The organism is Streptomyces sp. ICC1, assembly GCF_003287935.1.
In the GTDB taxonomy this organism is placed as follows: domain Bacteria; phylum Actinomycetota; class Actinomycetes; order Streptomycetales; family Streptomycetaceae; genus Streptomyces; species Streptomyces tritrimontium.
This window is the reverse complement of sequence record NZ_CP030287.1, coordinates 363,350-381,665: the sequence shown is the minus strand read 5'-3', so window position 1 is coordinate 381,665 and position 18,316 is coordinate 363,350. Positions and strand designations below refer to the sequence as shown.

The window sequence follows — 18,316 nt, the reverse complement described above, 5'->3', positions numbered from 1 at the left end:
ACCACGGAACCAAGGAGCACCCGCCATGAGCACCAAGCGAGTCCTGGTCGCCTACGGCACCAAGCACGGAGCCACCGCCGGCATCGCCGAACAGATCGGCACGACCCTCCGGGAGGACGGTTTCGACGCCGTCGTACTTCCCGCCGACGATGTCCACGACGTCCGCGCCTACGACGCCGTCGTCCTCGGAGGATCCCTCTACGCCGGCCACTGGAGCAGCAAGGCCAAGCACTGCGCAGAACGCAATGCCGACTCCTTGCGGCACCGCCCCGTGTGGATGTTCAGCAGCGGCCCGCTCGACCGCTCGGCCGATGATCACGACATCCCCCCGGTCTCCGCCGTCGCCCGGGAGATGCAGCTGATCGGAGCGCGCGAGCACATGACCTTCGGCGGCAGCCTTACGGCCCGCACCCCGGGCTTCCTTGCCAAGGCGCTGAACCGCCAGGGCAAGGGCGGAGACTTCCGCAACCCCGAGCGCATCCAGAAGTGGGCCCACCACATCAGCGCCGAGCTCGTGGCCGCCTGAAGGGACGGCCCTGCTCCGGTACGCACCAGCACGGAGGCGTGCCATGCACCACCGGGCGAAAGGGACGGTGGGCAACCCGCTCAGGCGTGATGCCGACCGCACCCGGACCCGTCTGCACCCGCCTTCCCGCTGACCTGCGTGCCGGCCGTCATCGTCGGGGTCGCCCTCAGAGCGGCGGCTTGGACGGACGGCAACCGCGCCGCCGCTCACCGCGAGAACCGCCGCCTTTGGATGTCGTCCTCCTCATCCCGGCCCCCACCGCTGGTCTGGGGAAGCGACGAGATCCGACGCTGGGCCCGACGCCGGCACCACCGCTACTCCTGATCCGATCGGAGGCACACCATGTCGCACACGACCGAATGGAAGACCCACCTCTACCTCTTCGAGGAAGATCACGCGACCAAGGTCCGCGTCGAACTCGACACCGGAACCACCCGCCTCACGGGCCACGGCACCGCGCGCTGCAACCCCACGGACAACGACGTGCCCGAGATCGGCGACGAACTCGCGGCCGCCCGGGCGCTCGAGAACCTGGCGATGCAGCTCAAGCGCACTGCCTACACCGACATGGCAGCAGCGGGGACCGCACCGCGGCACGCCCCCCTCTCGGCCTACGACCTTGGGTGAGCAGGCAGGTCTCCAGCAGCAGGATCAGACTGGACCCATGGGTGACGGGTCGGCCATCGAGCTGACCGGACTGACCAAGAGGTACGGGCCGGTGATGGGAGTCGACAGCCTGAGCCTCACAGTGCGACCGGGTGAGGTGTTCGGCTTCCTCGGGCCGAACGGTGCGGGAAAGACGACCACGCTGCGGTGCCTGACCGGGCTGCTCCGGCCGACCGAGGGGCGCGTTCGGGTGCTCGGGCTGGACCCGGTAGCCGATCACAGCAGGGTGGCTCCGCATCTGGGGTACCTGCCGGGTGAACTGCGCCTTTACCCGGAACTCTCCGGAGCGGAAACGCTCGATCTGCTGTCCGCGCTCCAGGGAGCACCCGTGCCCCGGCGCGGCGAGCTGTGCGATCGGCTGGGGCTTACCGGTTGGTGTGCCGACGCCGGAGGGCGTCGTGCAAGGAGGCCAGCTCGCGGTCCGTGCCCGTCGATTCGTCGATGGTCACCGTGGCGAGCGGCCATGGTTCGGCGTCGTCGGGCAGGAGCTGCACGCGAACCGGGAGACCGATCCAGGCCGCGGACACACGCAGGTTGAACAGTGCCGCGGCGCAACCGAGGTGGAGGCCACGGTGATTCGGGTCGGTTCGGGTCATGGCGCGTTCCGGATCGCCGTACAGAGCGAGGGCACCGCCGCCTATAGGGAACACGAACTTCCACGGCTGGGCGTTGTGCATGGACGGGGCGGTGACGGCGTCGCCGACGAGCCGTATGACGGTATCGGGGTCGAAGTATGTTGCGGTCACGGGGCTGTTCCTGTCTGTGCGGCCTCAGTCGTGCGCCACGACGGCGACCGGTGAGGTGGCGTGGTGCATCACCGCGTGGGCGATGGGGCCGATGCGGGCACCGAGTGCCGGGCGACGGATACGCCGGCCGACCACGACGAGTGCAGCGCCGGACGCCGCGTCCAGGATCTGGATGGCGGGCCGGCCGATGACGACGCGTGCGTCGACGGCGAGTTGCGGGTACATCTGCGTCCAGGGGTTCAGCAGCTCGCGCAGCGTGGTCTCGAGTCCGTCGGCCATTTCCTTCTCGACGCCGGGATCGAGGGCGGGAGCGTAGGAGAAGACCGGCGGGAGCGACCAGCCGTGTACGACGACGAGAGGGCAGGCCCGCCGGTCCGCTTCCTCGCAGGCGAAGGCGAGGAGCCGGTCGCAGTTGCTGCGCAGGTCCACTCCGAGCACCACCGGTCCGGCATCGTCCGTGTGCCCGGGCGGTTGGTCTCGGCCGTCGACGGAGCGCACGAGTACGACGGGTGTGTCGGTCTCGGGAAGGGTCGCCGAGGCGGTCGAGCCCACGATGAATCCGGCGACAGCGCCGAGTGCTCGAGAGCCGAGGACGAGCAGGTCCGCCTCTGCCGCAGACGCGGCGAGGACCTTGGAGGGCGCGAGTCCCTCAGTGCCGTGGGTGCTGATGTCGAGCGTGCTGTGTTCACGCAGCAGCCGGTCCCGCGTGAGCGAAAGGCCGTCGTCATCGGCCTGGTGGTCGTCTTCAACACGACCGTGGGTGTCACCCAGGAGGTCCGGGCGGACCGCGCGGTCGCCGCGCTCTCCGCTCTCTCGGCCACGCACGCCCGGGTACAGCGCGACGCGCTGGTCCGACACCGGCCGTACCACCGTGTTCTTCCCCGGCCCGGACGCCCACGTCCGCCAACTGCACGACGAAACCGGTACGCCGCGACACGGGGAGAAGTCGGACGGGGCAGTGGCCTCCCGTTGAGTGGAAAGGCCGGGCGCCCCGACCGGAGATACCGTGGAAGTGATGGCCGTCTCGCCATCCCTTCCTGCCGGAGGCGGGCATGAGCACAGGGGAACAGCCCACTCGGAGCGGTGTTCCTCGACTGCGGCTCGACGAACTGCTGGACGAGCTCCAGGTGCGGATCGACGAGGTCAGGGGCACGCGGGACCGGCTGAACGGTCTGCTCGAAGCCGTCATGTCCGTGGGCCGGGAACTCGACCTCCCGCAGGTCCTGCAAGGCATCGTCGAGGCCGCCGTAGTGCTCGTGGACGCCGAATACGGGGCCCTCGGAGTCATCGGGAACGACAAGAAACTGGCCGAGTTCCTTCCCGTCGGCATCAGTGACGCCCTCCGCGCACAGATCGGAGACCTGCCCTCCGGCCACGGCATCCTCGGCGAGCTGATCCGCCACCCCGAACCACTGCGGCTGTCGGAGCTGTCCGAGCACCCGGCCTCGTACGGGTTCCCCGACCACCACCCGCCGATGCACTCCTTCCTCGGTGTCCCGATCCGGGTCCGCGAGGAGGTCTTCGGCAACCTCTATCTGACCGAGAAGCGCGGCGGAGCCGACTTCGACGCCGAGGACGAAGCGGTCCTGTCCACCCTCGCCGTCGCGGCCGGCATCGCCATCGAGAACGCCCGGCTCTTCGAGGAGGTCCGGCTGCGCGAGCGCTGGCTGGAGGCCAGCGCCGACATCACCAGCGCCCTGCTCTCCGGAGCGCCCGAGAACGAAGTCCTCGAGGGCATGCTGGAGCGGGCCAAGGACATCACCCGCGCCGACATGGGCGTCTTCTACCTGCTCGGATCCGCCGGTGAACTGCGAGGCTCCCTCGCCCTAGGGGAAGGAGCAGAGGCGCACCGGGGGATCGTCCTGCCCAGTACCCAGGGCACGCTCGCCGAGGCCGCACTGGCCCGCAACGGCCTCATCACGGTCCCCGACGTGGCGACCGACGAGCGCGTCACCGTGCACCCCGAACGGTGGACGGGCTTCGGCCCGGCGGTCGCCGTCACCGTCGGCACCAAGGAAAGCTTGAGCGGCGTCCTGATGCTGGCCCGGCGGCACGGTCGCCCCGTGTTCGCCACCGCGGAAGTCGCCGCACTTCCGGGGTTTGCGAGCCAGGCCGCCCTCGCCCTGGAGCTTGCCGACCGGCGCCACGACGCCGAGCAGATGAGCCTGCTGGAGGACCACGACCGCATCGCCCGTGACCTGCACGACCTGGCCATCCAACGCCTCTTCGCCACCGGCATGACCCTCCAGAGCGCCCAGCGCTTCGTCGACCACCCTCAGGCGTCCGAACGCCTCGCGCGCGCCGTGGACGACCTCGACGCGACCATCAAGATCATCCGATCGACCATCTTCGGACTCCGCGAGCACGAAGCCCCCGGTGAGGCGTCCAAGCTGCGCTCCCGCGCCGTCAAGGCCCTGGACGAGGCGGCTGCGGCCCTCGGCTTCGCCCCGGCCCTGCGGATGGAAGGTCTGATCGACACCGACGTACCGTCCGCCGTCGCGGACGAGGTCCTCGCCGTGGTGGGGGAGGCTCTCACCAACGTCGCGCGCCATGCCGGGGCCACGCGCGTGGAGGTCTCGATCGCTGCGGCCGAGGGGAACCTGACGATCACGGTCACTGACAACGGGGTGGGCTTGCCCGTTGGCGGTCGGCGCAGCGGACTGAGGAACCTGGCGGAGCGTGCCGAAAGGCTCAGCGGCCGGATGGAGATTGCGGCGCTGGGCGACGGGGAGCGGGGTACGCGCCTCCAGTGGCAGGTACCTCTGGTCCCGCCGGCGCGGTGACCGTCGTCAGACGTACCTACGGCTTCGCCGTCCCGGCGTCGTGCTCGTGGACCTGGGCGGCGATCACGGCCGCCTGGACCCGCCGCTCCACTCCGAGCTTGCCCAGCAACCGCGAGATGTGGTTCTTGACCGTCTTCTCGGACAGGTAGAGCTGCTTGGCGATCTGCCGGTTGGTGAGGCCCTCGCCGATGAGCTCCAAGACGGCCCGCTCCCGTTCGGACAGAGCCGCCAGGCGGGCGTCCTCCGGCGCCCTCGCCGCTTCCGGGTCGCGCAGGGAGCGCATCAGACGGGCGGTGGTCGCAGGGTCCAGCATGGACTGGCCGGTGGCGACCGTGCGTACGGCCGAGACCAGGTCAGCGCCCTTGATCTGCTTCAGCACGTACCCGGCGGCCCCCGCCATGATCGCGTCCAGCAAGGCGTCCTCGTCGTCGAACGAGGTCAGCATCAGACAGGCCAGCCCCGGCATGCGCGAGCGCAGCTCGCGGCAGACGGTGATGCCGTCGCTGTCGGGCAGCCGCACGTCGAGTACGGCGACGTCCGGACGGAGCGCCGGCCCGCGGGCGAGCGCCTGCTCGGCGGTGCCGGCTTCACCCACGACCGTGATGTCCGGCTCTGCGTCCAGAAGGTCGTGCAGCCCGCGCCGGACCACCTCGTGGTCATCGAGGAGGAACACCTTGATCGGCGCCTCTGCGGAGGCGTTCGGATCGTCGGACATGATCGCCCCTGGCTCGGTCCATGTGCTGCACATTTTCACCCGAATTGTCTCAGGAAGACGCGCAACACACCCTGCGGCCGACGAGAAGCGAAGCTAGACAGCGATAGTGCCCTCCAGCTCCATCCGGACGTCCACGACGCCCTCGACCGTGCGGATCGCCCGTGCGAGCAGGGGGACCAGGGCCCGGTCCCGCAGCGGGCCGCGCAGGGTGACGACGCCGTCCTGTACGGCGAAGTCCAAGGTCACGCCGGGTGCCAGTTCGGTGAGCGCGGTCTGGCGAATCTCCTCCTCGAGCTCCTCGTCGGGCCGCAGGAACATCTTGAGGAGGTCGCTGCGGCTGACCACGCCTTCCAGCATGCCTAGCGCGTTCACGACGGAGGTGGTGCTGGAGGTGAGGGCCCGGGCCGCTCGCGCTCGCGCGGACATGACGTGCTCCTCGTTCCGCGGAGTAAGCAACGAGCCCGCCCCTGTCACCTTGAGGGCGAGGCCCCGGCTGGGTCGGTGAGCGTGTCATTTCGTCGCGTCCGCACACCGTGTCGGCAGGGACGCGCGGCCGGCCTCCAGACGGGCGACCGGGACGCGGAACGGCGAGCAGGAGACGTAGTCGAGTCCGGCCTCGTGGAAGAAGTGCACGGAATTCGGGTCTCCGCCGTGCTCGCCGCAGACGCCGATCTTGAGGTCAGGTCGAGCCGCACGCCCCTCACGGACCGCGATCTCCACCAGGCGTCCGACTCCTTCCCGGTCGATCGTCTCGAACGGGGAGGTCTCGAAGATTCCTTTGTCGAGATAGGCGGAGAAGAACTCCGCCTCGACGTCGTCGCGGGAGAAGCCCCATGTGGTCTGCGTCAGGTCGTTCGTTCCGAAGGAGAAGAACTCCGCCTGGCTCGCGATACGGCCGGCCGTCAGGGCTGCTCTGGGCAGCTCGATCATGGTTCCGATCGGGCAGGTCACCGGGACTCCCGTCTCGCGCGCGACCGTGGACAGCACCTCCTCCACTTCTTGCCGGACGAGTTGAAGCTCCTCGACCGCGCCGACGAGCGGGACCATGATCTCGGCACGCGGATCGCCTCCCGCCCGCTTGCGGGCGACGACGGCCTCTGCGATGGCACGCGCCTGCATGCCTACCAGGCCCCGTTTCACGAGACCCAGCCGGACGCCCCGCAGGCCGAGCATCGGGTTCTCCTCGTGCATGCGGGTGACTGCCGCCAACAGTTCGGTGTCGTGGGGAGTCCGTGTCCGGCCCAGTGCTTCGTCCCGGGCAAGGCGTACGGCCAGGTCCGTCCGGTCGGGCAGGAACTCGTGCAGAGGCGGGTCGAGCAGCCGGATGGTCACGGGCAGGCCGTCCATGGCGGCGAGGATTCCGGTGAAGTCGTCGCGCTGCAACGGCAGGAGTGCGGCCAGTGCGGCCTCGCGATCGGTGTCCGTGGGCGCGAGGATCATGGCCTCCACCAGTGGACGGCGGTCCCCGAGGAACATGTGCTCCGTACGGCACAGCCCTATGCCTTGTGCGCCGAATCGGCGGGCTCGAGCCGCGTCCTGCGGTGTGTCGGCGTTCGCCCGTATCTCCAGGCGTCGGGTGGCATCGGCGTGCTCCATGAGGCGGTGCACCTCGGGTACGCCCTCCTGCGCGGTGGCGTCCGGCGCGGGTGAGCCCGCCTCGAAGTAGCGCATGACCGCGGAGTCGACCAGCGGTACCGCGCCGAGGCGGACGAGGCCTTCGAAGCCGTCCACGGAGATGGTCTCGCCCTCGGAGACGACGACGTCGCCGACGGAGAAGCGGCGTGCCCCCGGGTCGATGGACAGTGCGTCGGCCCCGCAGACGCAGACCTTGCCCATGCCGCGCGCCACCACCGCCGCGTGGCTGGTCTTGCCGCCCCGGCTCGTGAGCACCGCCTGGGCGGCGACCATGCCCGGGAGGTCGTCGGGCGTGGTCTCCTGCCGTACGAGCACGACTTCCTCTCCGGCGGCGGCCCGCCGAACCGCCTCCGAGGAGTCGAAGACGACCACGCCCACGGCCGCGCCGGGCGAGGCCGGGATACCGCGTGTGAGCACGGGAGCCGCGACGCCTGCGTCGAACCGGGGGAACATCAGCCGCGCCAGCATGTCGCCGTCGACGCGGGCAAGCGCTTCGTCAGTGGAGATGAGGCCCTCGTCGGCCAGTTGGGAGGCGATGCTGAAGGCCGCCTGCGCGGTGCGCTTCCCGACACGGGTCTGCAGCATCCACAGGACGCCGTGCTCGATCGTGAACTCGATGTCGCACAGGTCTCGGTAGTGCGTTTCGAGCTGCCCCATGTAGCCGCGCAGCCGGGCGAACGAGACCGGGTCGAGCGTGGCCAGCTCCTGCAGCGGTACGGCGTCGCGGACACCGGAGACGACGTCCTCGCCCTGGGCATTGGGAAGGTAGTCGCCGTACAGGCCGGGGCGCCCGGTGGCCGGGTCGCGCGTGAACGCGACCCCACTGCCGGAATCGGAGCCGAGGTTCCCGAAGACCATGCGCTGGATGTTGACCGCTGTCCCGAGACCGTCCGGAATGTGCTCGCGGCGACGGTAGAGGCGTGCGCGGTCACCGTTCCACGACGCGAAGACGGCGAGGATCGCCTGCCGCAGCTGCTCGGTCGGGTCTTGCGGAAACTCACTCCCAGTACGTTCGAGGACGAGGTCCTTGAACATTTCGACGATCCGCATGAGGTCACAGACGTCCAGTTGGGAGTCGTCTACGACGCGGTGCTGATCCTTGACCCGGCGGAGCACGTCTTCGAAGAGCGAACCGTCGACGCCCATGACCGTACTCCCGAACATCTGCACGAGGCGGCGGTAGGAATCCCACGCGAACCGCTCCCGGTCGGGGACCTTGGCCAGGCCGAGCACCGAGAGGTCGTTCAGACCGATGTCCAGGATGGTCTCCATCATGCCCGGCATGGAGAACCTCGCCCCCGACCTGACCGAGAGGAGCAGCGGGTCGTCCACCTGTCCCAACCGTTTGCCGGCAGCCCGCTCGAGCGCCGCCAGGTGCTCGACGACCTCGCGGTCCAGGCCCGCGGGCAGCTCACCGGTAGCCAGGAAGGCGCGGCAGGCCTCGGTCGTGATGGTGAAACCAGGCGGTACGGGCAGGCCCATGCGTGCCATCTCCGCGAGGTTCGCGCCCTTGCCTCCGAGTAGATCGGCCATGTCCCGGCCGCCCTCGGCGAAGTCGTACACATAGGAACCCATGACTGCCACCAGCCTCCTCGGCGGTACCGTGCTCTGTTCTCACACTGGCTGTACCGCTCCGCGTCCGAGAGGGGCCGGACGGCCCTTCATGGGGCCGGTCGGCCCGCTGCTCCGCGCCCCGACGAAGCGGGCACATCCCGCCGAGGGGCCGTTCGCCTCTCCGAAGGGACGTTGGGTACCTGCTCGGACACTCCTGGTAGCCGGGACGGTCGGGGCGAGCACGGAAATACGGATCCGGGCATGACACGAAAGTCGGTGAATGACATGGCGGGCTTGCTGGCCGTCGGCATGCTGGCGCTCGCCGTCGCCACGTCCCTGGAGCAGCAAGGGACCGGAAGGGCTTCTTGAGCGCCGGATGTACCCCAGGAGAACCCCAGGGACAGAGGGCCAGGACGGAGCAAGCCCGTCTGACCCTGGTGCTCCACACGCCGGCGGGTGGGGCCCGGTACCTGGCCACACGGCTCGACTCGGCCCCGCATCTGGAGGTCATGGGGTGCATCGCCGGCAACGACGTGACCCTCGTCGTCTGCCGCAGCTGGGACGGCGCTCGGAGGGTACTGCGTTACGTGCACGGCGAGGCGGACGCAGACCGGTAGCTTCGGTTCATTCCGGCGCGGGCCCCGCCTCGTGACTCCAGGCCCGGTAGGCCCCCAGGGCCATGGGCAGGGTCGGGTAGATGCGTTCCGCGCCGACCGAGGTCGTCAGGCCGAACGCGTCCAGGTCCTCGCGGAGTTCCTGCTTGACGCGGGCCAGGGCGAAGACGATGCCGCGGTGCACGAGCTCCTGGCGCAGTGCTTCGACGGCGTCCAGAGCGGTGATGTCCACTTCGACGTTCGCCTCCGCGTTGAGGACGAACCAGCGGACCGGACGGCTCTGTTCGTCGACCGCCGCCAGGGCGCGCCGACGGAAGTCCTCCGCGTTGGCGAAGAACAGCGGTGAGTCGTACCGGTAGACCACGAGCCCGGGAACGGTCCGCGCCGTCGGGTAGTCGTCCACGTCGTGCATGCCCGCCAGCCCGGGCACCAGGCCTTCCACCGCGTCGTGCGGACGTGCCACCCGGGCCAGCAGCTCGACGACGGAGAGGGCGACCGCGACGAGGACGCCGTACAGGATGCCGAGCGCCAGGACGCCCAGGAGACAGCCCAGGGCCAGCAGGAGTTCGCGGCGACGGAAGGCGGCGAGGCGCCGGAATTCGGCCACCTCGATCAGCCGGACGGCGGCATAGACGACGATGGCGCCGAGGACGGCGCTCGGCGTGTGGGCCAGGAGGGGGCCCAGGAAGAGCAGGACCATCAGTACCGCGACCGCGGCGAACAGGGAGTACGCCTGGCTCCGCGCCTTCGACGACTGCGCCAGGGCGGTGCGGCTCGCGCTGCTGCTGACCGGGAACCCGTGCAGGACACCTGCCCCCAGGTTCGCCGCTCCCAGGGCCAGGAGTTCACGGTTGGGGTCCAGCGGGACCGGATCGCCGCGATCGGCGAAGGCTCGGGCGGTCAGGATCACGTCCGAGTAGCCGACGAGCAGCACACCCAGCGCCGGGACCAACAGCCGGGGCAGGTCGCCGAGCGGTGGCAGCGAGGGCACCGGCAGGCCGGAGGGCACGGATCCGATCACGGAAATCCCGTACCGGTCGTCCAGCCCGAATGCCGCCACGGCTGCCGTGGCGAGGACCAGGGCCAACAAGGGGCGCGGCACCGTGCGCCAGCACTTCGGCGCCACCAGGAGCAGCGCGAGAGCAGCAGCGGCCACCCCGGCGGTCGGCCAGTCGACGTCCGGGACGTGCCGGACGAAGGAGTACAGCTGCGGGAAGAAGCCCGAACTGGTCGTGCGCACTCCGGTGAGCCGGGGCAGCTGATCAATGATCATGATCAGTGCGACGCCGGCGAGGTAGCCGACGAGCACGGGCCGTGAGAGCAGGCCGGCGAGGAACCCGAGCCGCACGGCCCAAGCGGCCAACGAGACCAGGCCGACGACCACGGCGAGGGCCGCAGCGAGCACCGCGTACCGGCCCGGATCGCCGGCGGCGAGCGGTCCCACGGCAACGGCGGTCATCAGTGCCGTGGTCGACTCGGGTCCGACCGACAGCAGCCGCGAGGAACCGATCAGGGCGTAGAGGACCATGGCCGGCAGGACCGCCCAGAGTCCGGCGACCGGCGGCAGCCCGGCCACACCCGCGTACGCCATGACCTGCGGCACCAGGTACGCGGCGACGGTGACACCCGCCAAGGCGTCCCGCCCGAGCCAGGACCGGTGGTACCCCCGGAGGCCCGTGGGTGCCTGGGACGGCCTTCCGCTTGTCGACATCGCGCTCCTTCTGACGGTCCGCTCGGCCTCGCCCGCCGGTGACCGGGCTTGGTTCAGTCCTTCCCGAGGGTGGCCGCGTGGTCGGGTACGGCGGTCTGCAGGTCCTTGGACGGACGCTCGTAGCCCGTGGACGGCGGCCTCGGCGGCAAGGTCAGCGACGGTACGGCCACGTCCTCGTAGGGAACCGAGGCCAGCAGGTGGGCCATCATGTTGAGCCGCGCGCTGCGCTTGTCGTCGCTCTCGACCACGTACCACGGGGCATCGGCCGTGTCCGTGTGGACGAGCATCTCGTCCTTGGCCCTCGAGTACGCCTCCCAGCGCGTGAGGGACTCCAGATCCATCGGGGAGAGTTTCCACCGGCGCAGCGGGTCCTCCGCGCGGCGCCGGAACCGCTCCTCCTGCACCGCGTCGCTGACGGAGAACCAGTACTTGCGGAGCAGGATCCCGTCCTCGACCAGCATCCGTTCGAACACGGGGCACTGGCGCAGGAAGCGCTGGTGTTCGGCGGGCGTGCAGAACCCCATGACGTGCTCCACTCCGGCGCGGTTGTACCAGCTGCGGTCGAAGAGGACGATCTCGCCGGCGGCGGGCAGATGCTCGACGTACCGCTGGAAGTACCACTGGGAACGCTCCCGACCGGTCGGCGTGGGCAGGGCCGCGATGCGCGCGACACGGGGGTTCAGGTGCTCGGCGACGCGCTTGATCGTGCCCCCCTTGCCCGCGGCGTCACGGCCCTCGAAGACGACGACCAGACGGGCACCTTCCACGCGAGTCCACTCCTGGAGCTTGACCAGCTCCGTCTGGAGCCGCAGCAGCTCTCTCTCGTAGACCGCCTTCTTGAGACCCATCGCCGCCACCGTCCCTCTCGCCGTCCAGTGCTGCGTTCAAGTCGGTCACGGCACGCACCTCCGCGCAAGGATGCGTCGCGCTTCGCACAGGTGTGTCGAGGAGCCGGCACGGCTCTCACCGCCAGCTCTCACCTGACGTGCGCTCCCCGTCCGCAGTGACCGCAGGTGGATGCCCCATCGGGCCCGGCCGTGCCGATAGCCTGGCTCCGGACGGGGCGGGCAGCGAAGGGGAAACACGTGGGTGTGGGGGATCCGTTGACGCAAGTGCCTCGGATGCGGCTGGACGAGCTGCTCGACGAGCTCCAAGTACGCATCGACGCCGTGCGCGGCACCCGGGACCGGGTGCACAGCCTGCTGGAGGCCGTCGTCTCGGTGGGCCGGGAGCTGGATCTGGCCCAAGTGCTGCGGCGGATCGTGGAGGCCGCGGCCCTGCTCGTCGACGCCGACTACGGGGCGCTCGGGGTCATCGGCCCCGACGGCCGCACCCTGTCGCAGTTCCTGACCGTGGGGCTCGACGAGGAGGCCATCGCCGAAATCGGTCCCCTGCCGGCCGGTCACGGCCTGCTCGGGGAGGTCATCCACCACCCGGAGCCCTTGCGCCTCACTGATCTCGGTGCCCACTCCTCGTCGTACGGGTTTCCGCCGCACCACCCGCCCATGCGCACGTTCCTCGGCGTACCGATCCGGGTGCGGGACGAGGTGTTCGGGAATCTCTACCTGACCGACAAGCGGGGCGGGTTCGATTTCGACACCGAGGACGAGACGGTGATCTCCACCCTCTCGGTGGCGGCGGGCGTGGCGATCGACAACGCCCGGCTCTACGAGGGATCGCAGCGGCAGCAGCGATGGCTGAAGGCCAACGCGGAGATCACCGAGAGCCTGCTGTCGGGCAGTTCCCGTCCGGCGGTGCTGGAGCTCATCGCCCTGCGGGCCCAGGAGATCACGGGGGCCCGGATCGCGGACATCTCCATGCCGGTTCCCGGCGCCGAGGGGCTGATCGTGGAGTTCGCCGCCGGTGCGGACAGCAAGGCCAGGCAGGGACTCGTCGTGCCCTACGCGGGAACCCTCTCGGGGACCGCGCACCGGACCGGGCAACCCGTCACGGTCCTGCACGCCTCGGACGACGACCGCTACCCGGCCGATTCCCAGGCACAGGGCGGGCTGGGTCCCGCCGTCGCGGTCCCGCTGGGCACCGCCGGCAGGGAGAGCAGGGGCGTACTGCTGCTCGCCCGCCCGGCCGGCGAACCCGCCTTCGGCGAGCACGAGCTCGAGCCGCTCGTCGCCTTCGCGGGACAGGCGGCGATCGCCCTGGAGCTGGCGGAGCGGCGCCGGGACGCGGAGCAGATAGCGCTGCTGGAGGAACGCGACCGGATCGCGCGGGACCTGCACGACCTGGCCATCCAGCGGCTCTTCGCCACCGGAATGACCCTCCAGAGCGCCGCACGGCTCGTCGAGCACGAAGGGGCCGCCGAACGCGTCAGCCGCGCCGTCGAGGACCTGGACGAAACGATCAAGATCATCCGCTCGACGATCTTCGGTCTGCGCACCAAGGACCGCGAGAGCGGACCGGGTCTGCGGGCCCGCGCGGCCCGGGCCGTCGGCGAAGCGGCCACCACGCTCGGCCATCCGCCGCGCCTGAGCATGGAGGGCCTGCTCGATACGGACGTCCCGTCCGAGATCGCCGACCACGCCATGGCGGCGCTGGGCGAGCTCCTGAGCAACGCCGCGCGCCACGCGGGGGCGACCAGGGTCGCCGTGGCGCTCAAGGCAGAACCGGGCGAGATCGTGCTGACGGTCTCCGACAACGGCAGGGGCATCCCGGCCCAGGGCCGCAGAAGCGGTCTGCGCAACCTCGACGACCGGGCGCAGAGCCTGGGCGGATCCTTCACCGTGGACAGCCCCGACGAGGGGGGCAGCCGGCTCGTTTGGCGGGCGCCGCTCCCCACCGGGAGCTGACGGCCCCGACGCGATCACCCCAGGCCGGCCGGCTCCTGCATCGTCCGCTCCGCCTCCAGCCGGAATCCGGTGACGAGGTCGGGGCGGATCCTCAGGGCTCCGGCCATGGGGTGTCCCACCCAGGGACGCAGCAGGGAAGCGAACCGGGCCACCTCATCGGCATCGGTCACCGGGCACGCGTAACCGGTGACGACGACGCTCCAGCCGAGGTGGGTGACGGGATCGATGGCGTCCGCTTCGTAGGCGACCACCACGCCGGGGACATCGGCCGGAGCCACGAGGGAGGCGAGTGCCCCGTCGTCGTGGATCCGCACGACGATGTCCTCGCCCTCGACGAGGTGGTTGACCGGACGGACCGCCGGCAGAGCGTGCTGCGTGAAGACGATGCGCCCCAGGGACACCGTCGCCACCAGTCTGAGCGCCTCCGCCCTGTCGAGCTCCCGCATGCGCCGGGTGGCCGTCGCATCGCCGTCCTGACCATCAGTGCGCCGTATGCCGCCGTCCTCGTCCATGCTGCGCACCTCCTCCGGTATCGATCGGTCCTTGCGGCTTCCGGGCCACCAGCCTCCCTCTCGAGCACCACGAGAACCAGGGCCGGATGGTCCCGACCCGGGGACCGGTTTCGGCTACCGCCCTGATCAGGCCACTGCGAGCCGCAGCACACGGTCGGCGCCGAGCACCCGTATCGACTTGGCCACCAGAGGCGGCACGCCACACAGCCGGAGCCGGGTTCCGGCCAAGCGGCAGCGGTGGTGCACACGCATGAAGAGGTCGATTCCCGAGCTGTCGCAGAAGGAGATCCCGGACAGGTCCAGGACGAGGCTGCGGTGACCGGATGCTGCGAGATGGGTGAGGCGGGGCTCCACCAGCCCCGCCGTGTGGAAGTCGAGTTCTCCGGCCAAGGTGACGCGCACGTCGCCGTCGTTCCTCGCCGCGGCCCTCAAGTCGATCAAGGTGGTCGTCATGGAACCTCCACGCTGCGTGCGGCCCTGCGGTCGAGCCGCCCCTTTCCCCGTGCGGCACCAGCTCACCGGACACGGACCGGTCCCGGGAAGGCCCATGTGCCCCCCGCGAAGGGCCGAAGGTCCCCTTCCCATGGTGCCTACCTCCGCGGGGAAGCAGGTGGATGAGGGCCTATCGGCCCTGTCCGTTCGGCCCCTTCGCCAGGCAGGATGCGGGAGTTCGGGCGCCCCGGACGATCCCAGGCGAAGGAGTTGCGTCATGAACGACAACGGTGCCCCCTCCCCCATCAAGCCGCCGATCACGGTCTTCCTCCTCGACGACCACGAAGTCGTACGCCGCGGGGTGCACGATCTGCTGGACGCGGAGCCGGACCTGAACGTGATCGGTGAGGCGGGCACGGCGGAACAGGCTCTGATCCGCATCCCCGCACTGCGTCCCCAGGTGGCGATCCTCGACGTACGGCTCCAGGACGGCGACGGCGTGAGCGTGTGCCGCGAACTGCGCTCGCGGATGCCCGAGCTGGCCTGCCTGATGCTCACCTCGTTCGACGACGAGGAGGCCCTCCTGGACGCGGTGATGGCCGGCGCCTCCGGTTACGTGCTGAAGCAGATCACCGGCACCGACCTGGTCACCGCCGTCCGTACGGTCGCGGCCGGCCAGTCCATGCTCGATCCGGGAGCCACGACCCGGCTGATGGCCCGCATGCGCGGCGACGTACCCAAGGAAGACCAGGTCCCGGGTCTGCCCGGCTTCACCGACCGGGAGAAGGAGATCCTCGTCATGGTCAGCGAGGGGCTCACCAACCGGGAGATCGGCCAGCGGCTGTACCTCGCCGAGAAGACCGTCAAGAACATCATCTCGCGCCTGTTCACCAAGCTGGGGGTGGAGCGTCGCGTCCAGGCAGCGGTGATCGCCAGCCACACGCTGATCCCGCCGAGGCAGCACCCCGTCCCGTCCGCCGAATAGTCGGCGACCGGGCACCCGGTGGCTGGGCACGCGATGGCTGGGCACGCGGCGGGGCCGGGCACGCCGTACAGTCGCGTGCCCGGCCTCCTTCCTGACCCAGGCCGGGTCAGGCGTGCGGGACCACGGCGACAGGACAGACCGCGTGGTGCAGGACGGCATGGGCCACGGACCCGATGTGCGCGCCCACCGCCGATTCGCGGACCCGGCGGCCGACGACGAGCAGCTGCGCGTCCGAGGCCGCGGTCAGCAGCACGTGGCCGCCACTGCCCTGCTCCACGTGCGTGACGACTTCGACCTCCGGGTACTTCAGCCGCCACGGCTCCAGCGCCTGCTCCAGCGCGGCCTTCTCGTACGGCTCCAGGCCACCGAACTGGTCGGCGATCCACATCGACCCGGGGCTGTACCCGTAGACCGGGGGCAGGCTCCAGGCTCGGACCGCACGCAGCGGTACCTTCCTCGCCGCGGCGGCCTCGAAGGCGACGCGCAGTACCTCGGCGGACTCCTGCACGCCGCCCTGCTGCCCGACGACGACCTCACCCTCCTCCGGTACGGCCACCGGCCGGCCGTGCGCGGAGCGTACGGAGACGACGGGGCACTCGGCGGCCGCGATCACCTGCCGCCCGTAGGAGCCCAGCAGGAACCCGACCAGAGCTCCGTGCCCGCGCGTGCCGAGCACCAGCAACTCCGCGTCCTTGGCCGCGCGCAGCAGAGCCGGCACGGGCGCGTCGGAGAGCACCTCCGCGGTGAGGGCCAGCTCCGGGTACCGGTGGGTGAGCTCGCCCTCGACCTCCTTCAGAACGTTATCGGCGCGGTGGGCTTCGGTGTCGCGGTCCTGGACGATCGGGGCTGCGAGCGGCTGCCACAGCCAGGCGTGGACCACGTGCAGGGGCAGGTCGCGCCGTACGGCCTCCCGTGCGGCCCAGTCCGCCGCGGCCCGGCTCTGAGGGGATCCGTCCACTCCGACCACCAGGGTGCGCTTCACGAGTCTGTCCTCCGTACTGATGCCGGAGCATCGGGGTCGATCGGCAGGGGAGCGGCACCGGCCGGGGGGACCGGTGCCGCTGAACTCACCTTCGTCGCGACGGGCGTTGCCCCATAGGGGCCGACAGTCCCTTCCCGGGGGCCGGTCATCCCCTCCCGGCGGCAGCCGGGCGAGCGCAGAGTGTCGGCATCGGCTCAGCCGACGAACGTCCCGGCCCCCGCGAGCAGGAGCGGAAACAGGACCGCGTACCCGATCCCGGAGCTCGACGCCCACTGGCGCGCCGCCAACTACCTGGCAGCAGAGGGTGCCCCGGCCCGGATTCCCGGCCGTCGACGGATTCACGGCGACGGCGGTCATCAGTGGCTTGGTCGACTCCGGGCGCCTTCGCGCGTCACGGAGAGGTGACGGGGGTAGCGTGTGAGGGCTCGGTCTCAAGCCGGAACCCTGTGACGAGATCGGGCCTGATACGCACTGCCTTGGTCATCGTCTGACTCACCGACGGCAGCAGCAACGCCTCGTACCCGTCCGCCTCGTTGCCGTCGCCGATCAGAGAGGCGTATCCGGTGACGACGACGCTCCAGCCGAGGCGGGTCTCAGGGTCGATGACATCGGCCTCGTAGTAGGTGACGACGACCGCAGGCGCATCGGGCGTCGCCAGGAGCGAAGAGACCTCTCCGCCACCCTGCAGGCGGACGACGATTCCCTCCCCGTCCACGAGATGGTTGACCGGCCGCACGGCCGGAAGAGCGTGCTCGGTGAAGACGATGCGTCCCAGCGATACCGTGCCGAGCAGTCTCAGCGCTTCGCTGCGGTCCACTGATGACCGACGAGGTCGTCTCGGTCGTCACCTCCACCTCTTTCAAGGATGTCGCGAAGCTGCTCGCACAGCACGACATCAGCAGGCTGCCGGTCCTCGACGACGAGGACCACGTCCTGGGCGTCGTCTCAGAGAGAGACCTGATCGACCGAGAAGCCGCGGGGCATCCACTCGTGAGCGATGCGCCTGACGCCGGCCGGGAGGAAGCCACGTTCCCGTCGAAGGTGATCTTCACCGCCGGTGAGATCATGTCGGCACCGGCGATCAGCGTTCGCGCCGACGAGGCCGCGGCAGGAGCCGCCCGCCTGATGGCCCGCAGAGGCGTCGAGCGCCTGCCTGTCGTGGACGACGAGGCCCGCCTCGTAGGCATCGTCACGCGCCGCGACCTGCTCAGCCTCTTCCTGCGACCCGACGCGGAGATACGACACCACGTGGTCGAGGACATACTCATGGACACCATGGGGCTGCGCCCGAAAGCGGTAACCGTCCACGTGGTCGACGGCATCGTCACCCTGGAGGGCCGGCTGGAGGCACAGAGCCAGATTCCGGTCCTGATCCGCCTCACCGGCCGGCTCGATGGCGTGATCGCCGTCGCCCCCCGTCTGACGGCTCGCGTCGATGACTCCCTGCCCACTGCATCGCATCGCAGCGCCCTTGGGATGTCCTGGTGACCGCCACGGCCGACGACGTGGATGCGCGAGCGGAATGCGGGCAAGCCGGTGGCAATGCTGCACGAATCCGTTGCTCTGGCGGCACACCGGGGCAACGGATTTCATTGGCTATGCGGGACTGATCGGTCCCACGTGGGGCCACATGGCCCCTCGTCGGGCACTG

The 18,316-nt window shown here is 70.3% G+C and carries 18 protein-coding genes; 7 read left to right on the top strand and 11 right to left on the bottom strand.

What is annotated here, in order from left to right; translation table 11 throughout:
- Positions 1–25 precede the first annotated feature (25 nt).
- Positions 26–526 (top strand): flavodoxin domain-containing protein, encoded by a 501-nt coding sequence (locus DRB96_RS01780; protein WP_112446455.1) that lies wholly within the window; start codon positions 26–28, stop codon positions 524–526.
- Between the two features lie 342 nt (positions 527–868).
- Positions 869–1,153 (top strand): dsRBD fold-containing protein, encoded by a 285-nt coding sequence (locus DRB96_RS01775; RefSeq protein WP_112446454.1) that lies wholly within the window; start codon positions 869–871, stop codon positions 1,151–1,153.
- A gap of 404 nt (positions 1,154–1,557) precedes the next feature.
- Here DRB96_RS01775 and DRB96_RS44155 read toward each other — a convergent pair whose 3' ends face one another.
- Positions 1,558–1,938: a hypothetical protein gene (locus DRB96_RS44155; RefSeq protein WP_239515961.1), complete on the bottom strand. Its 381-nt coding sequence runs from the start codon at positions 1,936–1,938 to the stop codon at positions 1,558–1,560.
- A 24-nt stretch (positions 1,939–1,962) separates the two neighbouring features.
- Positions 1,963–2,796 (bottom strand): universal stress protein, encoded by an 834-nt coding sequence (locus DRB96_RS01765; RefSeq protein ID WP_239515962.1) that lies wholly within the window; start codon positions 2,794–2,796, stop codon positions 1,963–1,965.
- A 194-nt stretch (positions 2,797–2,990) separates the two neighbouring features.
- Here DRB96_RS01765 and DRB96_RS01755 point away from each other — a divergent pair, with 194 nt between their 5' ends.
- The gene (locus tag DRB96_RS01755; protein ID WP_112446452.1) at positions 2,991–4,721 is read left to right on the top strand and encodes a GAF domain-containing protein; all 1,731 of its coding nucleotides are present in this window, start codon (positions 2,991–2,993) and stop codon (positions 4,719–4,721) included.
- Between the two features lie 16 nt (positions 4,722–4,737).
- Here the strand turns inward: DRB96_RS01755 and DRB96_RS01750 are convergent, their stop codons facing one another.
- From DRB96_RS01750 to ppdK, 3 genes are all read right to left on the bottom strand, one after another.
- Positions 4,738–5,436, bottom strand: a complete 699-nt coding sequence (locus DRB96_RS01750; RefSeq protein ID WP_112446451.1) for a response regulator transcription factor — start codon at positions 5,434–5,436, stop codon at positions 4,738–4,740.
- 93 nt (positions 5,437–5,529) lie between these two features.
- On the bottom strand, positions 5,530–5,862 hold the full coding sequence (locus tag DRB96_RS01745) for a BON domain-containing protein (protein WP_112446450.1): 333 nt from the start codon (positions 5,860–5,862) through the stop codon (positions 5,530–5,532).
- 84 nt (positions 5,863–5,946) lie between these two features.
- A complete protein-coding gene (gene ppdK / locus DRB96_RS01740) occupies positions 5,947–8,646 on the bottom strand; it encodes a pyruvate, phosphate dikinase (protein WP_112446449.1) in 2,700 nt (899 codons plus the stop codon).
- Between the two features lie 344 nt (positions 8,647–8,990).
- Here ppdK and DRB96_RS01735 point away from each other — a divergent pair, with 344 nt between their 5' ends.
- Positions 8,991–9,242: a hypothetical protein gene (locus DRB96_RS01735; protein WP_112446448.1), complete on the top strand. Its 252-nt coding sequence runs from the start codon at positions 8,991–8,993 to the stop codon at positions 9,240–9,242.
- A 7-nt stretch (positions 9,243–9,249) separates the two neighbouring features.
- Here DRB96_RS01735 and sulP read toward each other — a convergent pair whose 3' ends face one another.
- Together sulP and ppk2 are read right to left on the bottom strand one after the other, a co-directional pair.
- Entirely contained in the window at positions 9,250–10,950 is a 1,701-nt protein-coding gene (gene sulP / locus DRB96_RS01730) for a sulfate permease (protein WP_112446447.1), read from the bottom strand.
- A 53-nt stretch (positions 10,951–11,003) separates the two neighbouring features.
- Positions 11,004–11,798 (bottom strand): polyphosphate kinase 2, encoded by a 795-nt coding sequence (ppk2, locus tag DRB96_RS01725; protein ID WP_112446446.1) that lies wholly within the window; start codon positions 11,796–11,798, stop codon positions 11,004–11,006.
- 273 nt (positions 11,799–12,071) lie between these two features.
- On the opposite strand from ppk2, the gene DRB96_RS01720 reads away from it, so the two are divergent.
- Complete coding sequence (locus DRB96_RS01720; protein WP_112446445.1) at positions 12,072–13,754, top strand: GAF domain-containing sensor histidine kinase; 1,683 nt, start codon at positions 12,072–12,074, stop codon at positions 13,752–13,754.
- Positions 13,755–13,768: 14 nt separating this feature from the next.
- Here the strand turns inward: DRB96_RS01720 and DRB96_RS01715 are convergent, their stop codons facing one another.
- Positions 13,769–14,266: a pyridoxamine 5'-phosphate oxidase family protein gene (locus DRB96_RS01715; protein WP_112446444.1), complete on the bottom strand. Its 498-nt coding sequence runs from the start codon at positions 14,264–14,266 to the stop codon at positions 13,769–13,771.
- A gap of 126 nt (positions 14,267–14,392) precedes the next feature.
- Entirely contained in the window at positions 14,393–14,719 is a 327-nt protein-coding gene (locus tag DRB96_RS42600; RefSeq protein ID WP_162688427.1) for an STAS domain-containing protein, read from the bottom strand.
- 256 nt (positions 14,720–14,975) lie between these two features.
- On the opposite strand from DRB96_RS42600, the gene DRB96_RS01705 reads away from it, so the two are divergent.
- Positions 14,976–15,683 (top strand): response regulator transcription factor, encoded by a 708-nt coding sequence (locus tag DRB96_RS01705; RefSeq protein WP_112446443.1) that lies wholly within the window; start codon positions 14,976–14,978, stop codon positions 15,681–15,683.
- A 106-nt stretch (positions 15,684–15,789) separates the two neighbouring features.
- On the opposite strand, the gene DRB96_RS01700 is transcribed toward DRB96_RS01705, so the two are convergent.
- A complete protein-coding gene (locus DRB96_RS01700) occupies positions 15,790–16,665 on the bottom strand; it encodes a universal stress protein (protein ID WP_112446442.1) in 876 nt (291 codons plus the stop codon).
- A 391-nt stretch (positions 16,666–17,056) separates the two neighbouring features.
- On the bottom strand, positions 17,057–17,482 hold the full coding sequence (locus tag DRB96_RS01695; protein WP_112446441.1) for a pyridoxamine 5'-phosphate oxidase family protein: 426 nt from the start codon (positions 17,480–17,482) through the stop codon (positions 17,057–17,059).
- Positions 17,483–17,484: 2 nt separating this feature from the next.
- On the opposite strand from DRB96_RS01695, the gene DRB96_RS01690 reads away from it, so the two are divergent.
- Positions 17,485–18,153 carry a CBS domain-containing protein gene (locus DRB96_RS01690; RefSeq protein ID WP_112446440.1) on the top strand — a complete coding sequence of 223 codons (669 nt, stop codon included), beginning with the start codon at positions 17,485–17,487 and terminating at the stop codon, positions 18,151–18,153.
- Positions 18,154–18,316: the final 163 nt, after the last annotated feature.